Genomic DNA, 22,212 nt, shown 5'->3' with positions numbered 1-22,212 from the left:
GAAGGAAAATAATGACTTTGCTTGATGGTAAAGCTTTGAGCGCAAAAATTAAAGAAGAATTAAAAGAAAAAAATCAATTTTTAAAAAGCAAAGGGATTGAAAGCTGTTTAGCTGTTATCTTGGTTGGAGATAATCCTGCAAGTCAAACTTATGTAAAATCTAAGGCTAAAGCCTGCGAAGAATGTGGAATTAAATCTTTAGTTTATCATCTTAATGAAAATACTACGCAAAATGAACTTTTGGCATTGATTAATACCTTAAATCACGATGATAGTGTTCATGGAATTTTGGTTCAGCTTCCTTTGCCTGATCATATTTGTAAAGATTTAATACTTGAAAGCATTATAAGCAGTAAAGATGTTGATGGTTTTCATCCTATTAATGTAGGATATTTAAATTTAGGCTTAGAAACTGGGTTTTTGCCTTGTACTCCACTTGGAGTTATGAAGCTTTTACGGGCTTATGAAATTGATTTAGAAGGAAAAGACGCTGTTATTATAGGTGCTTCAAATATAGTAGGTCGTCCTATGGCTACTATGCTTTTAAATGCTGGAGCTACAGTAAGCGTTTGTCATATCAAAACCAAAGATTTGAGCTTTTATACTAGACAGGCTGATTTGATTATAGTAGCAGCAGGTTGTGTGAATTTACTTCGATCAGATATGGTAAAAGAAGGAGTGATTGTTATTGATGTTGGAATCAATCGTCTTGAAAGTGGAAAGATAGCAGGAGATGTAGATTTTGAAGAAGTATCTAAAAAATCTAGTTATATAACTCCTGTTCCAGGTGGAGTAGGTCCTATGACTATAGCTATGCTTTTAGAAAATACAGTTAAATCTGCTAAAAATAGACTTAATTAGGAAAAATCTATGGAATTTTTAAAGAGATTATATAAATTTTCGCAGTCTTGGACTGGAACTGTAGTTATTGTTCTTTTGGTAATTTTTTTCTTTGTGCAAGCTTTTGTTATTCCTTCTGGTTCTATGAAAAACACCTTATTGGTAGGGGATTTTTTATTTGTTAAAAAATTTAGCTATGGTATCCCAACTCCTCATATTCCTTGGTTGGAAATTCCTGTTTTGCCAGATTTTAATAAAAATGGACATTTGATAAAAGCACAAGGGCCACAAAGAGGAGATATAGTTGTTTTTAGAAACCCTAGAAATGAAAAAGAACACTTTGTAAAGCGTTGTGTAGGTACAGGAGGAGATAGGATAGTTTATGCAAATAAAACACTTTATGTAAGAATGCATGAAGGTGATGATTTTATGAAAGAACATTATCCAAATGATCTTGTTACTCTTGGAGGAAAAATTTATGTAAAAGAACCTTATAAACAAAAAGGCATTCATTATGATCCAAAAAAAGATATAGAAAGTGATATTTTACGCTTTCTTAGCATAGGTGATTTTGCCATGTCTCCAACTTATATTAAAGAACTTGGAAATCATATAGGTTTTAGTGGCGGAAATGCTTATGTTTTTGATGTACCTGAAAATGAGTATTTCATGATGGGTGATAATCGCGATTATTCTTATGATAGTCGTTTTTGGGGTTCTGTTCCTTATAGGTTGATAGTAGGTAAACCTTGGTTTGTATATTTCTCTTGGGATAAAGATAAAAATGTTCGCTGGGAAAGGATAGGGCGTTTTGTTGACACCTTGGAAAATGATGAACAATATATCCATGATCATGATGATGAGGATAAATTAAGCTAATGTTTGTGAAAAACACAAACATTATATTTTTAAAAGCGTGATTTCATCATCTTTTTTTAATTCACTTGTATTTTCTTCGCTTATAAGTAAAAACTCACTTTTAATAAGTGGAAGTATCATACCAGATCCAAATTTATTTTCATTAAATGGTGTAAAAATATCTTTTTCTAAATTTCCTAAGATGAGATTATTTCTTCCACTTTTAAGCTTTAAATCCATACCCATTTTGGCGTAAAATGTTAAAGAATTATCTAGGTTTCCACTTAATAAATCAATGATTTTTTTAGCAAAAATAAAACAAGAAAGATAAGCTGCCATAGGATTTCCTGGTAAAATCAATACGAAATTTTTACCCTTTTGATAAAGCTTAGTAGGCCTTGCAGGGCGTGCTTTTAGTCCTTTAAAAAGCGGAGTAAAGCCTAATTCATCTAAAGCTTTTTCCATAAAATCAGCCTCGCCAACGCTTGCTCCTCCTGAAGTGATTAAAAGATCAAAATTTGTATTTTCTAAAGCCTCTTTAGTGCTTTTAAAATTATCTTTGATAATACCTAAATAAGAAGCATTTTGAAGCATGGTTAGTAAAGGCAAAGCATTGGCATTATAAATACTTTCTTCATCGCATTCTTGCCAAGGTTCTTTAAGTTCATTTCCACTTGAAAAAATACCTATGCGAATTTTTCTTATGACTTCTATTTTATAAAGCCCTTGAGAAGCAAGCAGGGCGATATGTTTATCATTAAGTTTGGTGCCTTTTTGAAGTAAAATTTCACCTTTTTTTAATTCTTCGCCTTTATAGCGATAGGCATTGTATTGTTTAGGGGCTTTTTTAATGATGAGTTTATTTTCTTCTATATACTCATCTTCTAACATTAAGATAGTATCAGCATTTTTGGGCATTTTAGCCCCTGTCATGATTTTATAGCATTCATTTTTAGCAACTGTATAAAAATTTTTATCTCCTGCAAAAATAGTCCCTTTAATCTCCAAAGCCTCATTGATATCAGCATAATTAAAAGCATAGCCATCAAGAGCAGCATTGTCAAAACTGGGTAGATTTTTTCTAGCGTATAAATCTTTAGCTAAAATTCTATCTTTTGCTTTTTCAAGGCTAATAAGCTCACTTTCATCTAAGCATGAAATTTGATCTTCTAAGTCTTTTAAGGTTTCAAAGATATTTTTCATTCTTCAAGCCTTGTGATTTTTACACCTAAACCTTTAAATTTTTCTTCCAAATTTTCATAACCCCTATCAAGATGGTAAATTCTATGGACTTTGCTTGCGCCTTTGGCTGCAAGAGCTGCTAAGATAAGGGCTGAGGAAGCACGCAAATCTGTAGCCATGACATCAGCAGCGTTAAGTTCTTTTCCGCCTACTATAGTAGCAATATGACCATTGAGTTTAATATCTGCGCCCATTCTTAAAAGTTCACTTACATGCATGAAACGATTTTCAAATAGTCTTTCATCGATAATACTAGTTCCATTAGCTTTTAAGGCTAATGCCATAAACTGCGCTTGCATATCGGTTGGAAAGCCTGGATATTCACTTGTCATGATTTCTACAGGTTTAATTTCTTTAGCAGGAAGTAGGGTGATACTATCTTCTGCAATCAAAGTTTCAAAACCCATTTGATGAAGTTTTGCTAAAACTGCACTAAGATGAGTGGCGTTAACTTTATCTAAAGTAATTTTAGAATTTGTAATAGCCCCTGCACAAAGATAAGTTCCTGCTTCAATTCTATCAGGTATAACGCTAAATTCTTTAAATTCTAAAAGTTCCCCATCGCTACCATAAATTTCAAGCTCATCTGTACCTATGCCTTTGATTTCAAGTCCTGCGTCTTTTAAAACTTCGCAAAGTTGAACTACTTCGGGTTCTTTTGCAACATTTAAGAGCTTGGTTTTACCTTTAGCTAAAGCTGCTGCCATGATGATGTTTTCACTACCTGTAACCGTGATTTTATCAAAAAGAATTTCATTGCCTTTTAAATTTCCACTAGCTACGACATAGCCTTGTTTGATTTGTATATTTGCCCCCATTTTTTCCAAGGCTAAAAGATGTAAATCAATAGGTCTTTGTCCTATAGCGCATCCTCCAGGTAAAGATACTTCACAATGTCCAAAACGAGCAAGTAAAGGCCCTAGAGTAAGTATGGAAGCACGCATTTTACGCACAATGTCATATTTGGCTATGGTTTGATTAAGAGTGTTTGTGTTTAAAAAAGCACTATTGTTTTGAAAATTAACCTTAGCTCCTAAATTTTCTAGCAAAGATATAAGAGTTTTTATATCAGCAACATTAGGAACATTGTTGATTTTTACTTCATTTTTGGCAAGTATGCTTGAAACAATCAAGGGTAGGGCGGCATTTTTTGCTCCGCTTATTGTAACATTTCCGCTTAGATGATTTGTGCCTTCGATTTCTAGATAAGTCATATTTTTCCTTGAAAAAGTTTAAAAATGCATCATTATAGCATTCTTAAACTTTTGAAAAAATATAATCAAGCTTGTTGGCTTTGGAGTTCTTGAATTTGAGCTTGAATTACATCTGCTTGAGATTTTAGCACATCAATTTGTTTTTGAAATGTCGTTTTCATTTGTTCGTTAGCGTTTGTCATTTTTTGAGTAAGTTCTGCAATTTTAGCTAAAATTTCAGCTAATTTTGCTATTAAAGCCTCTAATGCGGGATTTACGCCACCTTTGCTACTTTGGATGGAATTTTGGTCTTTGTGGTTTTCTATTTTTTCTTGACTTACTTTGATTTCATATTCTTTTTCATTTTTTGAATTTGTTTGACTTAAACTTCTTGCTTCATCTGAAATTTGAATTTTAACCACATTGTCACTATGAACATTACTTACCAAATCATTGTCTTTGTTTATTTGTGTTTGATAATTGCTAAAATTTTTTGTCAAAGTATCTATTTTCATCTTAAATCTTTTTAAATTAATTTATATTGTTATCGGTTTTTTTATTTATAAATTTATATTAATGATAATTATTTTAAGGATATTTTATTTTAGATTTTCATATTTATATTTTAAATGCAAAAAAGACTAAAGCTTCATAAAGTTTTTAAGTATTTTTTTACCTTTTTGAGTTAAAACCGCTTCGGGGTGAAATTGCAATCCATAAATAGGATATTTTTTATGTTTAATTGCCATAATAATATTTTCTGAATTATGAGCTAAAATTTTGCATTTTTTAGGCATAGAACTAATATACAAAGAATGATATAAGCAAATTTCAATTTCTTTTTTAATACCCTTAAAAATAGGATCTTTTTTAAAATAAAGTTTAGAAATTTTACCATGCATGGGATTTTGTATTTTAGAAACCCTGCCGCCAAAAACTTCAGCTATACACTGATGTCCTAAACATATACCTAAAATTTTTTTATTTTTTTTAAAATATTTGATTGCTTTTAAGCTTAATTTAGATTCCTTGGGAGAATGAGGGCCAGGAGAGATGATAAGATGAGTGAAATCAAATTTTTCTAATTCTTTAGCTTTTTTAAAGGCATCATTTTTTATCACTTTACATTCAAAACCAAGTTCTTTAAGATAATAGATGATGGTATAACTAAAAGAATCATAATTATCTATAAATAAAATTTTCTTCATTGTAATTTTACCTTTTTTAAACCACGCACGGAATTAATGCAATAAATATTTTCTGCTTCAAATAAATCTTGTTTAAATAATGCTTTTTCTTTTATCAAACCAAGATTGATTAAGAAATTTCTATATACGCCATTTAACATACCGCTTTGAATTTGTGGAGTATAAAATTGAGAGTTTTTTTCTAAGATGAGATTGGTTCTTGAACCTTCGCAAAGTTCATCTTTTTCGTTAAAAAAAGCTATGTCATAACACAAGTTTTGATGCCATTTGTATGAGTGTTGATTATAAAAAGTACGCAAAGAGCTTTTGTGATAGAGATTGTCACTTTTTGAGTTAATTTTATCATCACTTAAAAGCAAAATATCGTTTGAATTTTGTTTTAAGGCACTTTGTTGAAATTCGTATCTTCCGTCTTTGTATAAAATAAGCTTTAAAATTCCTTCTTTGTGTGGATTTTTAAAGGGTAGGGGAAAATTATAAAATAAAGAGTGTTTTTTATGGAAAATTTTTTCATCGAGTTTAAAAAGTGTAAAATTTTGATATTCTTTATAAGAATTTTTTTGATTTAAAATATTATAAAAATCTTTAAAGATGTTGTGAGTATTAAAATTAAATTTAAGAGCTGAATTTATAAGCCTTAATAAATGTTCTTTTAAAAATAAAATTTGAGAATTTTTAAAATACATGGTTTCAAAAAGATGAAAATCACAAGGATTTAAGATCGCGCTTTTAAGTTTTAATTCTTCAAATTCATCTTTGAAATTTGAGTCCCAAACCAAGCCACTACCCGTGCTATAAGTATAAATTTCATCTTGTTTTTCTAAGGTGCGTATGGCTACGCTAAATTTATTTTTATTTTTGTGTATTAAACCTATGGTTCCGCAGTAAATACCACGCTCTCTTTGTTCTAATTCTTTAATAAATTTGATACTTTCAAGCTTTGGAGCACCTGTAATAGAACCGCAAGGAAAGAGAGCTTTAAAAATTTGATATAAAGAAATATTTTTTTTAAGTTTTCCTTGTACGCTTGAAGTCATTTGATGTAAAGTAGGGTGGCTTTGAATTTCAAAAAGTTTGATTTTTAAACTTTTTTTTGTGATGATTTTTGAAAGATCGTTACGCAAAAGATCGCAAATCATAACATTTTCACTCAGATTTTTTGTATCATTTTGTAAGAAGGTTTTATTTTCTTCATCTTTTATAGGATCTTTATCGCGCTTAATTGTACCTTTCATAGGTTTTGTAAATATTTTTCTTTTTTTGGTTTTGAAAAAAAGTTCAGGAGAAAAGGATAAAATTTCTCTTGTTTCATCTTTTATAAAAGCTTTAAATTCAGTATCTTGTCTAGAAAGCAAAAGTTTAAAAAGTTCAAAAGAATCCATTTTGCTATGAAAGTTAAAATTTTGAGTGAGGTTGATTTGATAAACTCTTCCTTTAGAGATTGCCTCTTTAACCTTGATGAAATTTTCTTTGTAATTATCTTGATCTAAAAAATTTATAAATTCAGGAATAAATTTTTCTTCATCGATATCTTCTTTTTGAAATTTTTTTCTTTTTTTAAAAGCAAATACAGACAAATAAGCTTTTTTGCTTGTGAAATTTTTATCTTGAAAATATCTATATAGCTCATAATCAGCAAGCATTAAAATATAAAAATCATTTTTATATTTTTCTATAAATTTAAAGCACTTTTTACTTTCTTTGTGGTTAAAGGCTTTTAAAGTGTGTTTTAAATCATGGTAAAAATATCCACCAAAAATAGCATAGTTTTCAAGAGTCACTTAATTCCTTTGCAACCTGTGCGGCAAGTTTTAATTTATCATTATCAAAATGAGTATAAATTCTTGAAGTATTTAAACTCGCATGCCCTAAAGCTTCTTGAACTAAAACTAAATCTTTTTGCTTTTTATAAAGTAGGGTGGCAAAAGTATGACGCAACATGTGAGCACCATTTTTTTGTTTGCGAATTCCTGCACGAAATAAAAGCTGTTCTACTATGCGACTGACATAAGATTGAGTCAGTGGAGTGCCTTTTTTATTGACAAAAAGTAGGGCGTCTTTGCTCATATAATTAATACTTACATTTTTAAGCAAATCGTAAATAAGTTCTTTTTTTATCATTACAACACGATATTTATTGCCTTTAGCTCTTATTCTTATGATATAAAGATCGTTTTCTTCGCTAATATCACCCATTTTGATATTGATAGCTTCGCTTACCCGTATGCCTGTAAAAATGATGATTTTAATAATAAGTTTATTGCGTATGGTATTGTTTTTAAAATCTGCATTTTCAATAGCATCAAAAAATTTTTTAAGCTCTTCTTCGCTCATAAATTCAGGTAATTTTACCCCTTTAGAACCCGCTATACCTGCCCAGTTTTTAAGATTAATATCGAAAATATGCGCTTTTTCATCTTCTTCATTTTGCTTGTCTAAAAAATCAAAAAAATTAATCACAGCAATACGGTAATTTTTTTTACTTGCATCTGATAAAGCACCTGTTATACTTGCTAAAACTTCTACAATGAGTTCTTCATCAATCTGTTTTAAAGAATAAAGCTTGTAAAAATTTAAATATTCAAATACTTTTTTTAAGGGGTTAAAATAAGTATTAACTCCACTTAAACCAGCATTTCTTGCTTTTTTTGCTAGAGCATCAAGTTCATCAATGTTTTTTACACCTTTTGCAAGAGCAAAATTAACTTCTGCTAAAGCTTGTGGATTTTTTAATTCTTTGTTAGATAGCGAGTTGAGTTTAAATTTTACATATTTTGCTAGCCAAAATAAGAATGATTTTTCAAAATTTTCTTCACAATCTAAAGGGTATTTCATAAAAACTTTTCCTAAATCTAAAATTTTAGCTTTTTAACTAGAAAAGGTATTTTAGTATTAACTTAGTAAAAAAAAGCTTTTTTAGGAAAAAGTTTGTTTTTATATGCAAGCCAAAAAGATTGAAATATTTTTATTAAATAAATCTTATATCAATCATAAAAAGATATGATAAAAGGTAAAAATATGTAAAATTTATAATTTTGTATTGAAAACTGTAATTTTCAAACTTTTTTATATACACCTAGATTATTCTACTTTGATATAGATTAAGCTACTATTTTTACATACTTTTATGATTTTACCTTTTGAGTGAAATAAACTTATCCATAAAATATAATGTAAAAAATTGATAATTTTATTTTGTAAATTAAAATTATATTTTATTTTTCTTGAAAACTATAAAGAATATTTAAAAATTAAATGATTTTATATTATTATCAAAATATACATAAAAATGATAACTTGTGCATTAAATTTTTTAATCCCCTATTCTTGATTTTTAGTTAAAGTAAATATTCTTAGTTATAAAATTTTTAAGAATATTTTTATTTTAATAGTTTTATAATGGTTATTACATAAAAACTTAATAAAAAGTTTTATCAAAACCAAATTTCAAGGAGAAGGTAATGAAATTTCCAGTAAAATTAGCAAGATCTATTGTTGTATGTGCTTTTTTAGCAGGTATAAGTGCCAGTGCATTAAGTGAAGGTAAAGAATATGTAATTCTTAAAAATCCTATTGCTAACGCTGATAATTCATTGATTGAAATTTTTTCTTATCGCTGTACTCATTGCTATGATCATCACAAATTTAATACCATGGGTAAAGTTAAAGAAAAATTACCTAATTTAACTTATAAATTTTATCCTGTAAGTTCTATGGGAGATTATGGAAAGCAAGCTAATGAAATTTTTGCTTTTGCGGCATTTAAAGATGGTGTAAATAAAGCTGATCCTACGGATAAAAATAGCTTAACTCATAAAGTTGCTGAAGCTTATTTTAATGCATATTTTAAGAAAAAACAAAGATGGGAAAATGGTAAAAATCCTGAAGCTTTTTATAGTGTCGGTTTAAAAGCAATGAATGTAAGTAAAGCTGATTTTGAAAATTTCTTAAAAACTCCAGAGGCTGCAGAGCTTTTAAAAAGTTATGAAATTGCCAATCCTATTTCGCAAAATTATGGCACCCCTGCTTTTGTTGTTAATGGAAAATATCAAATCGTTCCAAGTGCAATCAACTCTCCAGAGGCTTTGATTGAAATTACTAAAGAACTTAGCAAGCAAAAATGAGTTGTATAAAAATGAAAGATAATTGCAGAAATTTTTCACTTTCCAAATGGCAAGATACGCGCAAACCTTGGTTAATTTTGATTATAGTTACTATAGGGCTTACTTGTATAGCGCATTTTTTATTTCAAGAATATCTTTTTATGGAACCTTGCGAACAATGTGTGTATATAAGATTTGATATGCTTGTTATGGCTATAGGTGGTATGATTGCATTAATCAACCCTAAAAATAATATTATAAAAATTTTTTCTTATGGCTTAGCTTTTTATGGAATTTGGCTTGGCTTGGAGCATTGTATAACTTTAAATCATATTCATGAAGTGGTTCATTCTGAAAATCCTTTTGCAGGTGTAGATGGATGTCGTGAAATTCCTATTTATCCATTTAATTTACCTTTGCATGAGTGGGCTCCTAGTTGGTTTTTGCCAACAGGAGAATGTGGGATGGATACCCCTGTAGTTCCAGAAAATGCTTATAATCATCTTAATGCTTTTCAAAAATTTTTTATAGGAACTCCACCTAATTTTGAAAATGGGCTTTATAGCAATGGTTGGTATTTGATTCCTAGTTTAAAGTTTATGAATATGGCAATTTGCTGTCTTATAGCATTTTTATGTTGTTTTATTGTGCTTTTTGCAATGTTTATAGTCTATGTTTTAGATAAAAATAAACCTAATGCTAAAATTTTTGCATTGGTGATTGTTATTTTGGTTTTGGTGCTTAAATTTATAGGCGAACCAAAAAATCCAAATCAAAATATAGCTAGTTTAAATCATTTAAATCAAGTCATTTAAAGATACTCTTAAAATACGCAACAAATTATTTTTGTTGTGTATTATTAAAATTTTATTAAGCTATCTTAGGATGGCTTAAATAATTTTAAAGGATTGATCATGAGACTTAGCAAAACTCTTTGTATGGCACTTTTGGCGGGTTCTACCCTACTTGCACCTAATGCTTTAATGGCCATGGGTGGTCCTAGTGGAGCGAAAATAGATTGGCAAATTCAAGGACAAATAGGTGCGATTAAAATGAATCCTTATGGATTGTCTCCTTTGACCGCTATTATTATGGATAATGGTTATGTCTTAAGTGATATAAAAGTAACCATTGTTCCTAAACCAAATGGTCAAACTATTTCTTATAATGTGAATTCTAAAATGGCTAAGACTTATGGTGGAATTCCTATTTTTGGACTTTATCCTTCTTATTTAATACAGTAAAGGTAAGTTATACTAAAACTGCAAATGGTAAAAGTCAAAAAGTCATTGATGAGATTTATAAAATTACAACTCCAGGGGTTAGCATAGAACCAAGTGGAAGTACTGATCAAAGAGGAACTCCTTTTGAAAATGTGAAAGTATTAAAAATGGATCCAAAATTTTCAGATAGGCTATATTTAGTAAATAATGCTCCTGGAAAACAATCTGGCAAAGGCTCACAATCTGTATGGAATAATCCTGTAGGTGGTGCTATGGAATGGGATGAAAATTCAAATGTCTTTATCATAGATACTAAGGGTGAAATCAGATGGTATTTTGATAACGATAAACTAATGAACTGGGATAATATTTACAATCGTGGAATTATGATGGGTTTTCATCAAAACAAAGATGGAGCTTTAACTTGGGGATTTGGTCAAAGATATGTAAAATACGATATCTTAGGAAGAGAAATTTTCAATCGCAAATTACCTGCTACCTATATAGATTTTTCTCATGCTATGGACAATATGCAAAATGGGCATTATTTATTAAGAGTAGCTTCAGCAAATACTTTGCGTCCAGATGGTAAGCATGTACGCACAGTGCGTGATGCTATTATAGAAGTAGATGAGAATGGTAATGTTGTTGATGATTGGAGATTGTATGAGATTTTAGATCCTTATAGAAGTACTATTATCAAAGCTTTAGATCAAGGTGCAGTGTGTTTAAATATAGATGCAAGCAAAGCGGGTAAAACTTTAAGCGATGAAGAACTTGCCAAAATGGATGAAAGCGACAAATTTGGAGATATAGCAGGTACAGGTATAGGTAGGAATTGGGCTCATGTAAATAGCGTTGATTATGATCCAAGTGATGATAGTATTATTATTTCTAGTCGCCATCAAAGTGCTGTTGTTAAAATTGGTCGTGATAAAAAAATAAAATGGATTTTAGGGGCACATAAAGGGTGGAATAAAGAATTTCAAAAATATTTATTGCAACCTGTAGATAAAAATGGCAAAAAAATTGTTTGTGATGATGATTATAGCAAATGCCCAGGTTATGAAAATGACAATGGTGGATTTGATTTCACTTGGACGCAACATACAGGCTGGAGAATTGATAGTAAATCAAACAAGCGTTATATTTATATAAGTGTTTTTGATAATGGTGATGCAAGAGGAGCTGAACAACCTGCGTTTGCAAGTCAAAAATATTCTCGTGCTGTAATTTATAAAATCGATCAGCAAAATAAAACTGTGGAACAAATTTGGGAATATGGTAAAAATCGTGGAAATGAATGGTTTTCTCCTGTAACTTCTTTAACTCAATATGAACCAGATAAAGATTCTATTATGGTTTATAGCGCAACAGCTGGAATGGCTTTTGATCTTAGCAAAGGTGTAAGTCTTGGAGAGCCAAAACCTGAAATTGATGAATTTAACTGGGGTGCTAAGGAGCCTTCGGTTCAAATTCAATTTAGCGGTTCAGGCACGGGTTATCAAGCAATGCCTTTTAGCGTTGATCAAGCATTCAATCCTAAAAAATAAAACAATAAGCCCAAAAATAAATTTGGGCTTATTTATTTTTTTTAAATAAAATTATCTCTGAAAATTTTATTTAATCAAGGATATAGTATGCGTAATTTTTTTTGCAAATTTGTTTTAGCGCTTGTATTTTGCTCAAGTTTTGCGTTAGCAAATAATAGTTTTATTACTCTTAATCCAAATTTACCCAACTCCGAAAATAGTGTAATAGAAGCATTTTCTTATAAATGTATACATTGTTATAATCATCATAAATTTGGAACCCTTGAAAAACTAAGAGAAGCTTTTCCAAATTTACATTTTAAACTCTATCCTGTAAGTTTAATGAATGGAGATTTTTCCAAAGAAATGAATGAGCTTTTTGCCTTTGCTCAATACAAAGATGAGCAAAATGGTAAAGACGCGAGTTATTCTGATAGTTTATCTCATAAACTTGCTGATGTTTATTTTGTTTCTTATTTTTTAAACAAGCAAAGAAATTTTTCGAATTTAGATGAATTTTACGACATAGGTTTAAAGGCTATGAATGTAAATAAAAATGAAGTATTAAATTTTTTAAATACCCCAAAAGCTAAAGAAATTTTAAGCGAGTTTCAAAGAGCTAATGATATAGCTAAAACCTATGGCACCCCTGCTTTTGTTGTTAATGGAAAATATCAAATTAACCCAAGTGCAATCAATTCGATGCAAGATTTAGAAGATCTAGTTAAAAAATTAAGTAATATGAAATAATAAATTTTTTAAGGCAATAAAAATTGCCTTAAAATTATTTTTTGATCATATTTGTATAAGGTCCATAGCGATGTTGGGTTGTAGAAAAGCTATCATCATAAGGTCCTACATCCATATCCAAAGGCTTAACCTTTCTATCTGGAAAGTCTTTATCTCTATTTGCTTTAATAGGACGGGCTTGTGAATTCATGTAAGCTGCTACATCATAAGCATCTTCAAGACTTAAGTCAGGCGCACCTTGAGGCATATTTTCTTTAATATAAGAAGCAGCTTTGATAAGACGATACATTCCAGCTCCTGTATTATAACTATCATTGCCCCAAAGTGGTGGATAAAGATAATACGCACCTGCGCTATCCTCATTTTTAAGCCCTAATCCATTTTCTTGATGACAAACGGCACATTTATCCATATAAATTGCTTTACCTTTTTTAGGATCAGCTGCTCTCGAGATGAAATCTATCTTCTTAAGCCCCTGCCCTTCTATCTTAGCTCCTACTGGAACTCCTTGAGATAACCATTGCATATAAGTTAGCATGGCTTTCATTTCAGGCGCATCACTAGGCATTCTTTTGCCATTCATAGAGCGTTCAAAACAGCCATTGATCCTATCTGCTAAGGTAATTACTTTATCTCCTCTGGCATTATATTGTGGAAATCTTGCCCAAATTCCTACAAAACCTGATTGATTTTGTACACTTCCACCATTAGCATGGCAACTTGAACAAGAAAGATTATTTCCCGCAAATCTTTTTTTAGGATCTTTGGCCTGTGGACCTACATATTTGCTTGTTTCATTAAGAATTTTATTTCCCAAAATAACCATTTTGCTATATTCTGAATTTTTTGGCATTTTAGTTTCATCTATGGTACCATCTTCATTTAAAGCCTTAGGTAAATTCCATTTGGCAGTAGGTAGATCAATACCTGTTGCACTCTTAGTTTTTTCCAAATTTGGATCTAAGGCTAAAGCACAACTTCCACATAACAACAAAGTTAAAACTATAGAAAATTTATTCATCATTTTTCCTCCTTAAATTTGTCTAATTCGAATTCAGTATATAACTTTGCTTCAAAAAAGTCAATAAAAGTTAATAATATTTCAATAAAAAACTTCAAATTCTTAAAACAATATTTATTTGCCTTATAATTAAAACTTTAAAATAAAAATAAAGTTTTTTTGATAAAATTGAAGTTTGCAATATTTTTAGAGGTTGGTTTAATGAAAAATTTAAGCATTCAAGAAAAAAAAGACTTAGATAACTGCGTTTTTCAAAATCTTGGAAGGCAAGATACTTTTATTTTAAGTGCGATTTTTAAAAATTTTTATTTAAAAATTAAAGCATTTATTTATTCTAAATAATACCACTTAAAATCTTTTTTTGTGTAAGAAAGATCTTTAAAAGAAGGCGATTGGATAAATAGTTTGCACTCTTTATCCAAATTTTCTATTCCGTATATTTTCATAGCCATTCTTGAGTCATGTCTTGTAAGTTCTATTCCAACGCAAGCTTGATTGTTGATTTTATAAAGCAAAGTACCACCATCTTTTTCATCTATATTTAAAACATCCAAATTCTTATTTTTACTCATATCTTTTACATCTTTACTAAAAGAATATCGGAGTTTATAATATATCATAATATCTTGCATAGTATTTTTCAAATTTTGTAAATTTTCATTAATCAAGTATCCATTATTTTTATAAAGTTTTAAAAAATCTTCATTAAGAAATTTTTGAAAACTTTCATCTTTAGATAATTTTTGACAAGAATTATAGCTATTTAAAATTCTAACTTGACCAGCTTCTATTAAAAGTTCAAGGCAATCTTTATTTCCTTGTGAAAATTGCACTAATTTAACTTCTTGAATCTTAAAATCTTTGTTCGGTTTTTTTTCATAAGCAAAATCATTTAATTTTTCGTAAATATTAGCAAAACTTAAAGAATATAAACTAAAAAAAATTAAAATACACTTTTTCATTGAAAAAAATCTTTGTATTTATTTTTTAGAAATTCCACCACTTCTAAAATTTCATCAACCCCTTCTTTGTTGGAATTTTCGAGCACATTATCTATATTATCAATATAAGCTTCTATTGCATTTTCTAATTTTTCTCTTTTAACTCCAGCGTATAAAAGCATAGCTTCTAAAACTATGCTAAGCTCATATTGTAAATCTTCTAGTTCATTTTTTAAGGTTTTATTATTGTTTTGATTCATTGTTTTCCTTTTTAAGTTTTTTGCTTTTAATTAAATCAATAATTTGAGCCTTAATATGATTATAATTTGCTCCATCTTTAAATGTCGCAAAAAGTCCACCACTAGCATTTTTATGTCCACCACCACCTACTAAATTTTTAGCCATTAAACTTACATCTATTTTTCCATTTGCACGAAAACTTAAGGTTTTTCTAGAACTAACATCAATAAAAAAGTCATAATCAGGATTTTTTACTAAAAAATCATTTCCAATAACAGAAGTATTGCCTATATTTGAAGTTAAGATGCCTTTATGGCCTTCATATTCTATACTGAAATTTTCTTTTAGCTCACTTAGTTTTTCAACTACAAAACAAGAAATTAAATTAGAAAGAGTATCATCATTTTTTCTGGCAAAATAATCCTTTTTTATAAAATGAGTAGCATTATCGAGTAAAATATTCGCATTTTCTTTTCCTATAAATTTCCAAGCCTTATCAAGCAAGAAAAACATATAATCGATTTGAGATTCTTTAAACATCACGCGATTTATTTCTTTTGCATTGGCAATCAAGCCTAAAAAAACCTTTCCAAGTTCAAAATTTTCATCCTCGCTTAGCCAAATATCAACAGCATTAACCACATCAACAAATTTTGAAAGTTCTAAAACAGGAGTGCAGATTTTAGAGAAAAAATCATAAACGATTTTAGTTGCACATCTTTTAGAATCAAGTAAATACCAAGAATATTTTTGAGCACATTCTTCGCCACTTTGATGATGATCAAGAAGAAAAATTTTAATATTTTTCTCTTTACAAATTTTTTCAAATTCTTCACATTGATTTAAATTTAAATTTAAATCTGTTATTAGAATAATAGCTTTCCCGAAATTTTCATCTTTTTCTATATCGCCTATAATAGAGTTAAAATTTTCATTAATTTCTTTACCATAATTAGAATTATAAAATTTCACATTTTTAAAATAAAAATTTACTACAAATTGACAAGCATAACCATCAAGATCTGTATGCGAAAGATGATAAATTTTCATTATATTCCTTAAAGTTCTATCCTAATAATACCCTCGGTATTAAAATTTGTATTTTCTGCAATTTCTGCAAAACTTAACACTACTATATTAATGCTAAAATTATAACAAATATCAGCAATGAATTTTCTAAGTTGCGGTTCAACGCAAAGTATAAAAGGCTTGATACGACCATTTGCTACCGCGGCAACTTCAGCCCTTAGAGTATCTACTAAAGTGCCTGTTTGAGCTACACTTAAAGGCAAGTGATAACTTCCATCTCTAAATTGTACATTTTCCATTAACACTGCAGAGCTAGCAGAGTCTAAGATAAAAATATCCAAATTTCCTTTATCATCTAAATACATATTTGTAATCATCCTAGCTAAAGACGCTCTTACATGTTCAATAATCATATCAAAACTCTTGCTTACTTCTGCTATATCGCTTACAGATTCTAAAATAGTAAGCATATCTTTAATTGGTATGTGATGCTTAAGCAAGTCTTTGAGAATTTTTTGAATAAGACTTACAGGTGCAACACCTAAAGCACCTTCTACAATGATTGGATAATCATTTTTAACCTTATCAAGAAGATTTTGCACCTCTTGGCGTGTAAGAAGTTCGCTTGCGTGTGCTTTGATAAGTTCGCTCATATGTGTTGAAATAACACTTGCAGGATCTATTACTATATAGCCATTTAATGTTGCTTCATCTTTTAAATTCGCATCAATCCAAAGTGCATCAGAGTTAAAAGCAGGTTCTTTTGTAGCAATCCCTTCTATCTCTTCTGTGATAAAACCACTATCCATGGCTAAATATTTATCCGGATAAATTTCAGCACTTGCTATAGACACGCCCTTGAGTTTAAAACTATACTCATTTGGTTTAAGTCTTAAATTATCTCTTATTCTTATTTTTGGCATTAAAAATCCTAAACTTTCAGCAATACTTCTTCTCATTGAGCGAATTCTTTCTGTAAGTTCGTTTTCAGCAAGCTTAATAAGTCCGTATCCAAGTTCAAGTTCTAAAATTTCAACTTTGAGTATGTCGTTAATCTTGTGCTCTTCTTCTTTGAGAATTTCCTCTTCGCTTTTCTTAGCAGGTGCTGCCGTTGTCCCACCTGCTCCACTTTGAGATGCAGCTGCGGCACTTGGTTTGCTTTTTTTAACTGTGGTTATATCAATTTTACCTTCCTTAACCTGCTTGGTAAGATAGCCAAGACTTAAAAAAACTAAAGCCATAAAGCCCAAGGATAAAGTTGGCAAACCAGGTACTAACGCAAAGATAAAAAGTACAAAACCTACTATTAAAAGTGTGCGATATTCACTTAAAAGTTGAGTTAAAGTTCCTTCTGCAAAATTTTCCTCATCTTTGCTTGCACGAGTGATAATTATAGCGGTTGCAGTAGAAGTAATAAGCCCTGGAATTTGCGATACAAGTCCATCGCCTATGGTTAAAATAGTATAAGTAGATGCAGCATCGCTTAAAGCCATATCGTGCTGAAAAGATCCTATTAAAAAACCACCTATGATATTTATAATAGTTATGATAATTCCTGCAACAGCATCTCCTTTGATAAATTTAGAAGAACCATCCATTGCACCATAGAAGTTTGCTTCAGCAATAACTTCTTGACGTCTTGTTCTAGCGGTTTGTTCATCGATAAGTCCTGCATTTAAATCCGCGTCAATAGCCATTTGTTTACCCGGCATTGCATCAAGTGTAAATCTTGCTTGTACTTCAGAAACCCTTGTACTACCTTTTGTTACAACCATGAAATTAATCAATACTAAGATACAAAATACAATCACACCAATGACCATATTTCCACCAACAACAAATTCTCCAAATGCTGCTATAATCTCACTCACAGCTTCAGGGCCGTTTTGCCCTTCGCTTAAAATCATCCTTGTAGTAGCTATATTTAAAGAAAGTCTAAATAAAGTAATAATCAAGATTAAAGTTGGAAAAGTTGTTAAATCTGTCGGTTTAGGTATATAAATAGAAATTAAAATAATTAATACCGATAAAGCTATACTTAAAGCTAAGAAAAAGTCCAAAATAGGACTTGGTAAAGGAACTATAATAATAGCTAAAATACAAACTAAAAAACCAACAATAGTTAAGCTTTTAGCTTTTAAAACAGGAGCAATTAAAGGCCCCAAGAAAGGAAAAACTAAATCGACTATTTTATTTTTTGCCATTATTTTTCATAATATCTTCTAAAGTAATAGAATCTAAAAATTCATCTACTTTATTTTGTAAATTTACTAACATAGGCATTAAGGTGCAATTTTCTTCTTTATTATTTGGACAAGTGCCACCACTGCATTCAAATACACTGATATCCTTTTTTTCGGCACTATTAACAATTTCTTTTATAGTATATTGACTTGGTTCTTTGATTAAAACAAAACCACCTTTTGCCCCTTTAAAGGATTTTAACAAGCCATCTTTAGCTAAAGTTTGTAAAATTTTAGCTAAAAAACTTTTAGGAATATCAAGCTCTAAAGCTAAAGAATCTACATCTTGAGGTGTTTCTTTTTGAGAAATATAAATTAAAGAAAGTAAAGCGTATTCGCTAGCTTTGGTAAATAGCACAGATTCTCCTTATTATAACTACAGAAATAGCTGTAATTATAATAAATAATTCTTAGAAAAAGACTTAAATTTTGACAAAACCTTCTAAAAAAGATAAATTCAGTTTATTTTTTGCTTTTTAAGGTAAAATTATAGTTCTTTAATTTTATTATTTTACCAATCAGGAGGTCTATCATGGCTTTGGATTCGGCCAAAAAAGCAGAAATAGTTGCGAAATTCGCTAAAAAACCAGGTGATACTGGTTCAACAGAAGTTCAAGTGGCTCTTTTAACTGCAAGAATTGCAGAACTTACAGAACATTTAAAAATCTACAAAAAAGACTTTTCATCAAGATTAGGACTTTTAAAACTTGTAGGTCAAAGAAAAAGACTTTTATCTTATCTTAAAAGAAAAGATTATAATTCTTATAGTAAGTTAATTACCGAATTAAATCTTAGAGATAAATAATTTTAAGCCCTTTTTACTGGGCTTTTATCTTTATAAATTCTTCTTTATGTAATTAGTTTTTATATCAAAATAAAAAAAATCTTATAAAATTTCCCTTTGTCCTTTGGCATCAGGTTCGCTTAAAACTCCATTTTGAGTAAGTTGTTCAATAATATTTGCAGAGCGGTTATAGCCGATTTTTAAACGGCGTTGCAAATAAGAAATGCTTGTTTTTCCATCTTCTAAGATTACTCTTTTAGCTTCTTCATAAAGCTCATCTACTTCCCCATCAAAGCTTTCATTTGTTGTAACACCCGCGCTTTGCTGATCTTTTAAGAAGCTTTCATCATATTCTACGCTTTGTTGATCTTTTAGAAAATCCACGATTTTTTCTATTTCAAATTCACTCGCAAAAGGTGCATGCAAACGCACTATAGAACTTGTTCCAGGAGGAGTAAATAAACAATCTCCTCTTCCAAGTAAACTCTCAGCACCCATAGCATCTAAGATAACCTTAGAGTCAATTTTTTGCCCTACTTTATAAGAAATTCTACTTGGCAAATTCGCTTTAATTAGTCCTGTTACAACATCAACAGAAGGCCGTTGTGTGGCTACAATCAAGTGAATTCCACTTGCTCTTGCCATTTGAGCAAGTCTTCCTATATAAAATTCTACATCTTTACCCGCAGTCATCATTAAATCAGCAAGTTCATCAATAATTACTACAATAAAAGGGAGCTCTTCGCTACCTAATTCTTTCATTTTTTCATTGTAATTTTCTATATTTTTGGTTTTTGCATCAGCCATTAAACGATAGCGTCTTTCCATTTCGGCTACCATATTTGAAAGTGCATTGACTGCTTTTTTTGGATCTGTGATAACAGGAGTTAAAAGATGAGGAATGTCATTATAAATGCTAAATTCAAGCATCTTAGGATCTATCATCATCAAACGCAAGGTTTTAGGAGAGTTGCGATATAAAAGACTTAAAAGCATAGAATTTATCCCCACACTTTTACCACTACCTGTAGTTCCTGCAATAAGCAAATGCGGAAGTTTTTTAAGATCGGTTACAAAAGCATTACCTACTATATCTTTACCTAAAGCTATGGTTAAAGGGCTTTTAGCATTTTTAAAAACTTCACTTTGTAAAATTTCCCTTAGATAAATGGTTTGAATTTCATCATTTGGAACTTCTATGCCTACAACATCTTTTCCTGGTATTGGAGCTTGAATACGGATTGATTTTGCCATTAAAGCCATAGTTAAATCATCTTGTAAATTTAAAATACGACTTACTTTTACATCTGCACTAGGACGAAATTCAAAAGTAGTTACAACAGGACCAACATAAGTGCTTATAACATCACCGCCTATTTTAAAACGACGCAACTTTTCAAGAAGATTATAAATTTTTTTATCTATTTCACTTTCATTGATTTCTTGTCTATGTTCTTTTGGATTAGCTAAAAAATCTAATGGCGGCAAGGTGAAATCTTTTGGTTTTTCTACTTCGCCCTGCTCTATTTCACGCAATAAAGCTTGGTTAATAGCAATTTCTTTGGCTAAAACTGCTTTTTGAAGTTTAATTTCTTGATCATTTGTTTTTTTATCATCAATTTTAGTTTCTGTATTTTGGATAAAATCGAGTGTATTTTTTTCTTCTATAACTATTTCATTTATATTTTTTATAGGAGTAGGTTCTATATAAGGATGATTTAACTCTTCTACAATGGGAGCAAATTCAAAGATATTGTCTGTTTTATCTGGATTTTTATTTTCATTTATTTTGTTTGATTCTTCTGTTTCTGTTTTAATTGTTTTTGGGCTATTAAAACTATATTTATTCCCTTCTATAATATCGCTTGAATTTATCGCATCATATTCTTCTAATTTTTTAATTTCTTGTTTTACTTTATTTTCTAAAATTTCATTTTGATAGGCTTTGTATTCTTGTTCTAGTTTTTCTTTTTTTATCAAATTCTCTCTAAGTTCAAGCTCTTTTGTAAAAATTTTTGGTTTAACTTCTTGTTTAGAAACTGGAATTTCAATATTTTTACGCTTATAACTTGGCTCATCTAAATTTTTATTTGTATCTATTTGCTTTATATCTTCAAGTTTTTTAGGTTTTAAAAAACGTTCAGGAATCATATCTACCTCTTCTTCTGAAATAAAATTAAAATCTTCATCAAGACTAATGCTCATTTTACTAGCTTTTTGTGCGAAATTTCGCACTTGTTGAGAATGCTCATAAACAAAACTTCTCGATTCTTTTAAGCTTTGTTTATCAATCTCTATGGTTTCATCTAAAATTTGATTTTTTAGTTTTTCAAAGTTTTCCTTAGCTGTGGTAATTGAATTTTTACTTGCGTTGATATTGCTATCTTTAATTATCTGTTCTAAGTTATTGGTTTTTTCTTTTTCATTTATTTGTGAATTTTCGTATATATTATCTTGTAAAATATTTAATTTTGGCACCATAGGTTCTGATTTGCCTATATCTTCTTTCTCGTTTTCTCCACCAAATACACGCATAAGTAAAGATTTAAAAGCTTGCTCTACTTTTAATAAATAAGTAAAATCTAATTCTATTTTTAAAATTTCTTTTGCAAATTTTGGAAACAATAAGATCAAAGAAAATAGTAAAAGCAAAAGAGCGAAAATTCCACTCCCTGTATGCCCTAAGATTATAGAAAAAAATCCATATACAATTTCTAAAATATACCCAAACCCTCTATAAAAGACAGAAAATAAAAGTAAAGTAGAAAAAAAGGCTAAAGAAAAACCAAAAAGTTCTCTACGCTTAAAATTTTCTATTTTATAATTTTTTTTATAATAGAGATAATTTAATATAAGCAAAGAAAATGGATAATAATACCCAAATTCTCCAAATAAAAATAAATTAGCCTTGTAAACCCATTCTCCCATGCTAGGTGCTAGCATACAAAGACAAAGATAAAAAATAACAAGTGTAGAGCTGGTAAAAATGGCTTCTTTTTTAATATT

Annotated in this window: 20 protein-coding genes and 1 pseudogene; 8 read left to right on the top strand and 13 right to left on the bottom strand. The window is 29.7% G+C overall.

Features of this window, described 5'->3' with window-relative positions:
- Window positions 1–11: 11 nt before the first annotated feature.
- Both folD and lepB read left to right on the top strand, forming a co-directional pair.
- Entirely contained in the window at window positions 12–860 is an 849-nt protein-coding gene (folD, locus tag AJN70_RS01235) for a bifunctional methylenetetrahydrofolate dehydrogenase/methenyltetrahydrofolate cyclohydrolase FolD (protein ID WP_052858680.1), read from the top strand.
- Window positions 861–869: 9 nt separating this feature from the next.
- Window positions 870–1,718: a signal peptidase I gene (gene lepB / locus AJN70_RS01230; protein ID WP_070295371.1), complete on the top strand. Its 849-nt coding sequence runs from the start codon at window positions 870–872 to the stop codon at window positions 1,716–1,718.
- 21 nt (window positions 1,719–1,739) lie between these two features.
- Here lepB and AJN70_RS01225 read toward each other — a convergent pair whose 3' ends face one another.
- The 6 genes from AJN70_RS01225 to AJN70_RS01200 form a co-directional block, all read right to left on the bottom strand.
- Window positions 1,740–2,900 (bottom strand): molybdopterin molybdotransferase MoeA, encoded by a 1,161-nt coding sequence (locus AJN70_RS01225; protein ID WP_070295369.1) that lies wholly within the window; start codon window positions 2,898–2,900, stop codon window positions 1,740–1,742.
- Complete coding sequence (gene murA, locus AJN70_RS01220) at window positions 2,897–4,153, bottom strand: UDP-N-acetylglucosamine 1-carboxyvinyltransferase (RefSeq protein ID WP_044780758.1); 1,257 nt, start codon at window positions 4,151–4,153, stop codon at window positions 2,897–2,899. Before murA ends, AJN70_RS01225 begins: the two co-directional genes overlap by 4 nt.
- 65 nt (window positions 4,154–4,218) lie before the next feature.
- Complete coding sequence (fspA2, locus tag AJN70_RS01215; RefSeq protein WP_070233343.1) at window positions 4,219–4,647, bottom strand: flagellum-secreted nonflagellar protein FspA2; 429 nt, start codon at window positions 4,645–4,647, stop codon at window positions 4,219–4,221.
- A gap of 126 nt (window positions 4,648–4,773) precedes the next feature.
- Window positions 4,774–5,340, bottom strand: coding sequence for an anthranilate synthase component II (locus tag AJN70_RS01210; protein ID WP_070273951.1), 567 nt, complete (start codon window positions 5,338–5,340; stop codon window positions 4,774–4,776).
- Complete coding sequence (locus tag AJN70_RS01205) at window positions 5,337–7,121, bottom strand: bifunctional chorismate-binding protein/class IV aminotransferase (RefSeq protein WP_070295367.1); 1,785 nt, start codon at window positions 7,119–7,121, stop codon at window positions 5,337–5,339. Before AJN70_RS01205 ends, AJN70_RS01210 begins: the two co-directional genes overlap by 4 nt.
- Window positions 7,111–8,175, bottom strand: a complete 1,065-nt coding sequence (locus tag AJN70_RS01200; protein WP_070295365.1) for a tyrosine-type recombinase/integrase — start codon at window positions 8,173–8,175, stop codon at window positions 7,111–7,113. The genes AJN70_RS01205 and AJN70_RS01200 overlap by 11 nt, the downstream gene beginning before the upstream one ends.
- A 626-nt stretch (window positions 8,176–8,801) precedes the next feature.
- Here AJN70_RS01200 and AJN70_RS01195 point away from each other — a divergent pair.
- The 4 genes and pseudogenes from AJN70_RS01195 to AJN70_RS01180 all read left to right on the top strand — a co-directional run bounded on the left by AJN70_RS01195 (window position 8,802) and on the right by AJN70_RS01180 (window position 12,948).
- Entirely contained in the window at window positions 8,802–9,464 is a 663-nt protein-coding gene (locus tag AJN70_RS01195) for a thiol:disulfide interchange protein DsbA/DsbL (RefSeq protein ID WP_052780819.1), read from the top strand.
- Window positions 9,461–10,258, top strand: a complete 798-nt coding sequence (dsbI, locus tag AJN70_RS01190; protein ID WP_053872212.1) for a protein-disulfide oxidoreductase DsbI — start codon at window positions 9,461–9,463, stop codon at window positions 10,256–10,258. The genes AJN70_RS01195 and dsbI overlap by 4 nt, the downstream gene beginning before the upstream one ends.
- 99 nt (window positions 10,259–10,357) lie before the next feature.
- Window positions 10,358–12,219, top strand: a pseudogene (locus tag AJN70_RS01185) (aryl-sulfate sulfotransferase).
- Between the two features lie 87 nt (window positions 12,220–12,306).
- Complete coding sequence (locus AJN70_RS01180; protein ID WP_002861504.1) at window positions 12,307–12,948, top strand: thiol:disulfide interchange protein DsbA/DsbL; 642 nt, start codon at window positions 12,307–12,309, stop codon at window positions 12,946–12,948.
- A gap of 34 nt (window positions 12,949–12,982) precedes the next feature.
- Here AJN70_RS01180 and AJN70_RS01175 read toward each other — a convergent pair whose 3' ends face one another.
- Entirely contained in the window at window positions 12,983–13,969 is a 987-nt protein-coding gene (locus tag AJN70_RS01175; protein WP_044779283.1) for a c-type cytochrome, read from the bottom strand.
- Window positions 13,970–14,170: 201 nt separating this feature from the next.
- Between AJN70_RS01175 and AJN70_RS09545 the strand changes: the two genes are divergently transcribed.
- The gene (locus AJN70_RS09545; RefSeq protein ID WP_070295363.1) at window positions 14,171–14,311 is read left to right on the top strand and encodes a hypothetical protein; all 141 of its coding nucleotides are present in this window, start codon (window positions 14,171–14,173) and stop codon (window positions 14,309–14,311) included.
- On the opposite strand, the gene AJN70_RS01165 is transcribed toward AJN70_RS09545, so the two are convergent.
- From AJN70_RS01165 to AJN70_RS01145, 5 genes are read right to left on the bottom strand one after another with little or no spacing between them, the layout of a single operon-like run.
- Window positions 14,299–14,931 (bottom strand): hypothetical protein, encoded by a 633-nt coding sequence (locus AJN70_RS01165; protein WP_070295361.1) that lies wholly within the window; start codon window positions 14,929–14,931, stop codon window positions 14,299–14,301. The genes AJN70_RS09545 and AJN70_RS01165 overlap by 13 nt on opposite strands.
- Window positions 14,928–15,170 (bottom strand): hypothetical protein, encoded by a 243-nt coding sequence (locus AJN70_RS01160; RefSeq protein WP_002852415.1) that lies wholly within the window; start codon window positions 15,168–15,170, stop codon window positions 14,928–14,930. The genes AJN70_RS01165 and AJN70_RS01160 overlap by 4 nt, the downstream gene beginning before the upstream one ends.
- The gene (locus tag AJN70_RS01155) at window positions 15,154–16,200 is read right to left on the bottom strand and encodes a DHH family phosphoesterase (RefSeq protein ID WP_070239649.1); all 1,047 of its coding nucleotides are present in this window, start codon (window positions 16,198–16,200) and stop codon (window positions 15,154–15,156) included. The genes AJN70_RS01160 and AJN70_RS01155 overlap by 17 nt, the downstream gene beginning before the upstream one ends.
- Window positions 16,201–16,208: 8 nt before the next feature.
- Window positions 16,209–18,383: a flagellar biosynthesis protein FlhA gene (flhA, locus tag AJN70_RS01150; protein WP_070295359.1), complete on the bottom strand. Its 2,175-nt coding sequence runs from the start codon at window positions 18,381–18,383 to the stop codon at window positions 16,209–16,211.
- Complete coding sequence (locus AJN70_RS01145; protein ID WP_002852609.1) at window positions 18,370–18,780, bottom strand: Rrf2 family transcriptional regulator; 411 nt, start codon at window positions 18,778–18,780, stop codon at window positions 18,370–18,372. The genes flhA and AJN70_RS01145 overlap by 14 nt, the downstream gene beginning before the upstream one ends.
- A 174-nt stretch (window positions 18,781–18,954) precedes the next feature.
- Here AJN70_RS01145 and rpsO point away from each other — a divergent pair, with 174 nt between their 5' ends.
- Window positions 18,955–19,227, top strand: coding sequence for a 30S ribosomal protein S15 (gene rpsO / locus AJN70_RS01140; RefSeq protein WP_002852579.1), 273 nt, complete (start codon window positions 18,955–18,957; stop codon window positions 19,225–19,227).
- 81 nt (window positions 19,228–19,308) lie between these two features.
- Here the strand turns inward: rpsO and AJN70_RS01135 are convergent, their stop codons facing one another.
- Window positions 19,309–22,149, bottom strand: coding sequence for a DNA translocase FtsK (locus AJN70_RS01135; protein ID WP_070295357.1), 2,841 nt, complete (start codon window positions 22,147–22,149; stop codon window positions 19,309–19,311).
- Window positions 22,150–22,212: the final 63 nt, after the last annotated feature.

Source organism: Campylobacter sp. BCW_4341 (genome assembly GCF_001764255.1).
Lineage (GTDB): Bacteria > Campylobacterota > Campylobacteria > Campylobacterales > Campylobacteraceae > Campylobacter_D > Campylobacter_D jejuni.
The sequence above is the reverse complement of the archived record's forward strand: the minus strand, read 5'-3'. Positions and strand labels throughout refer to the sequence as shown.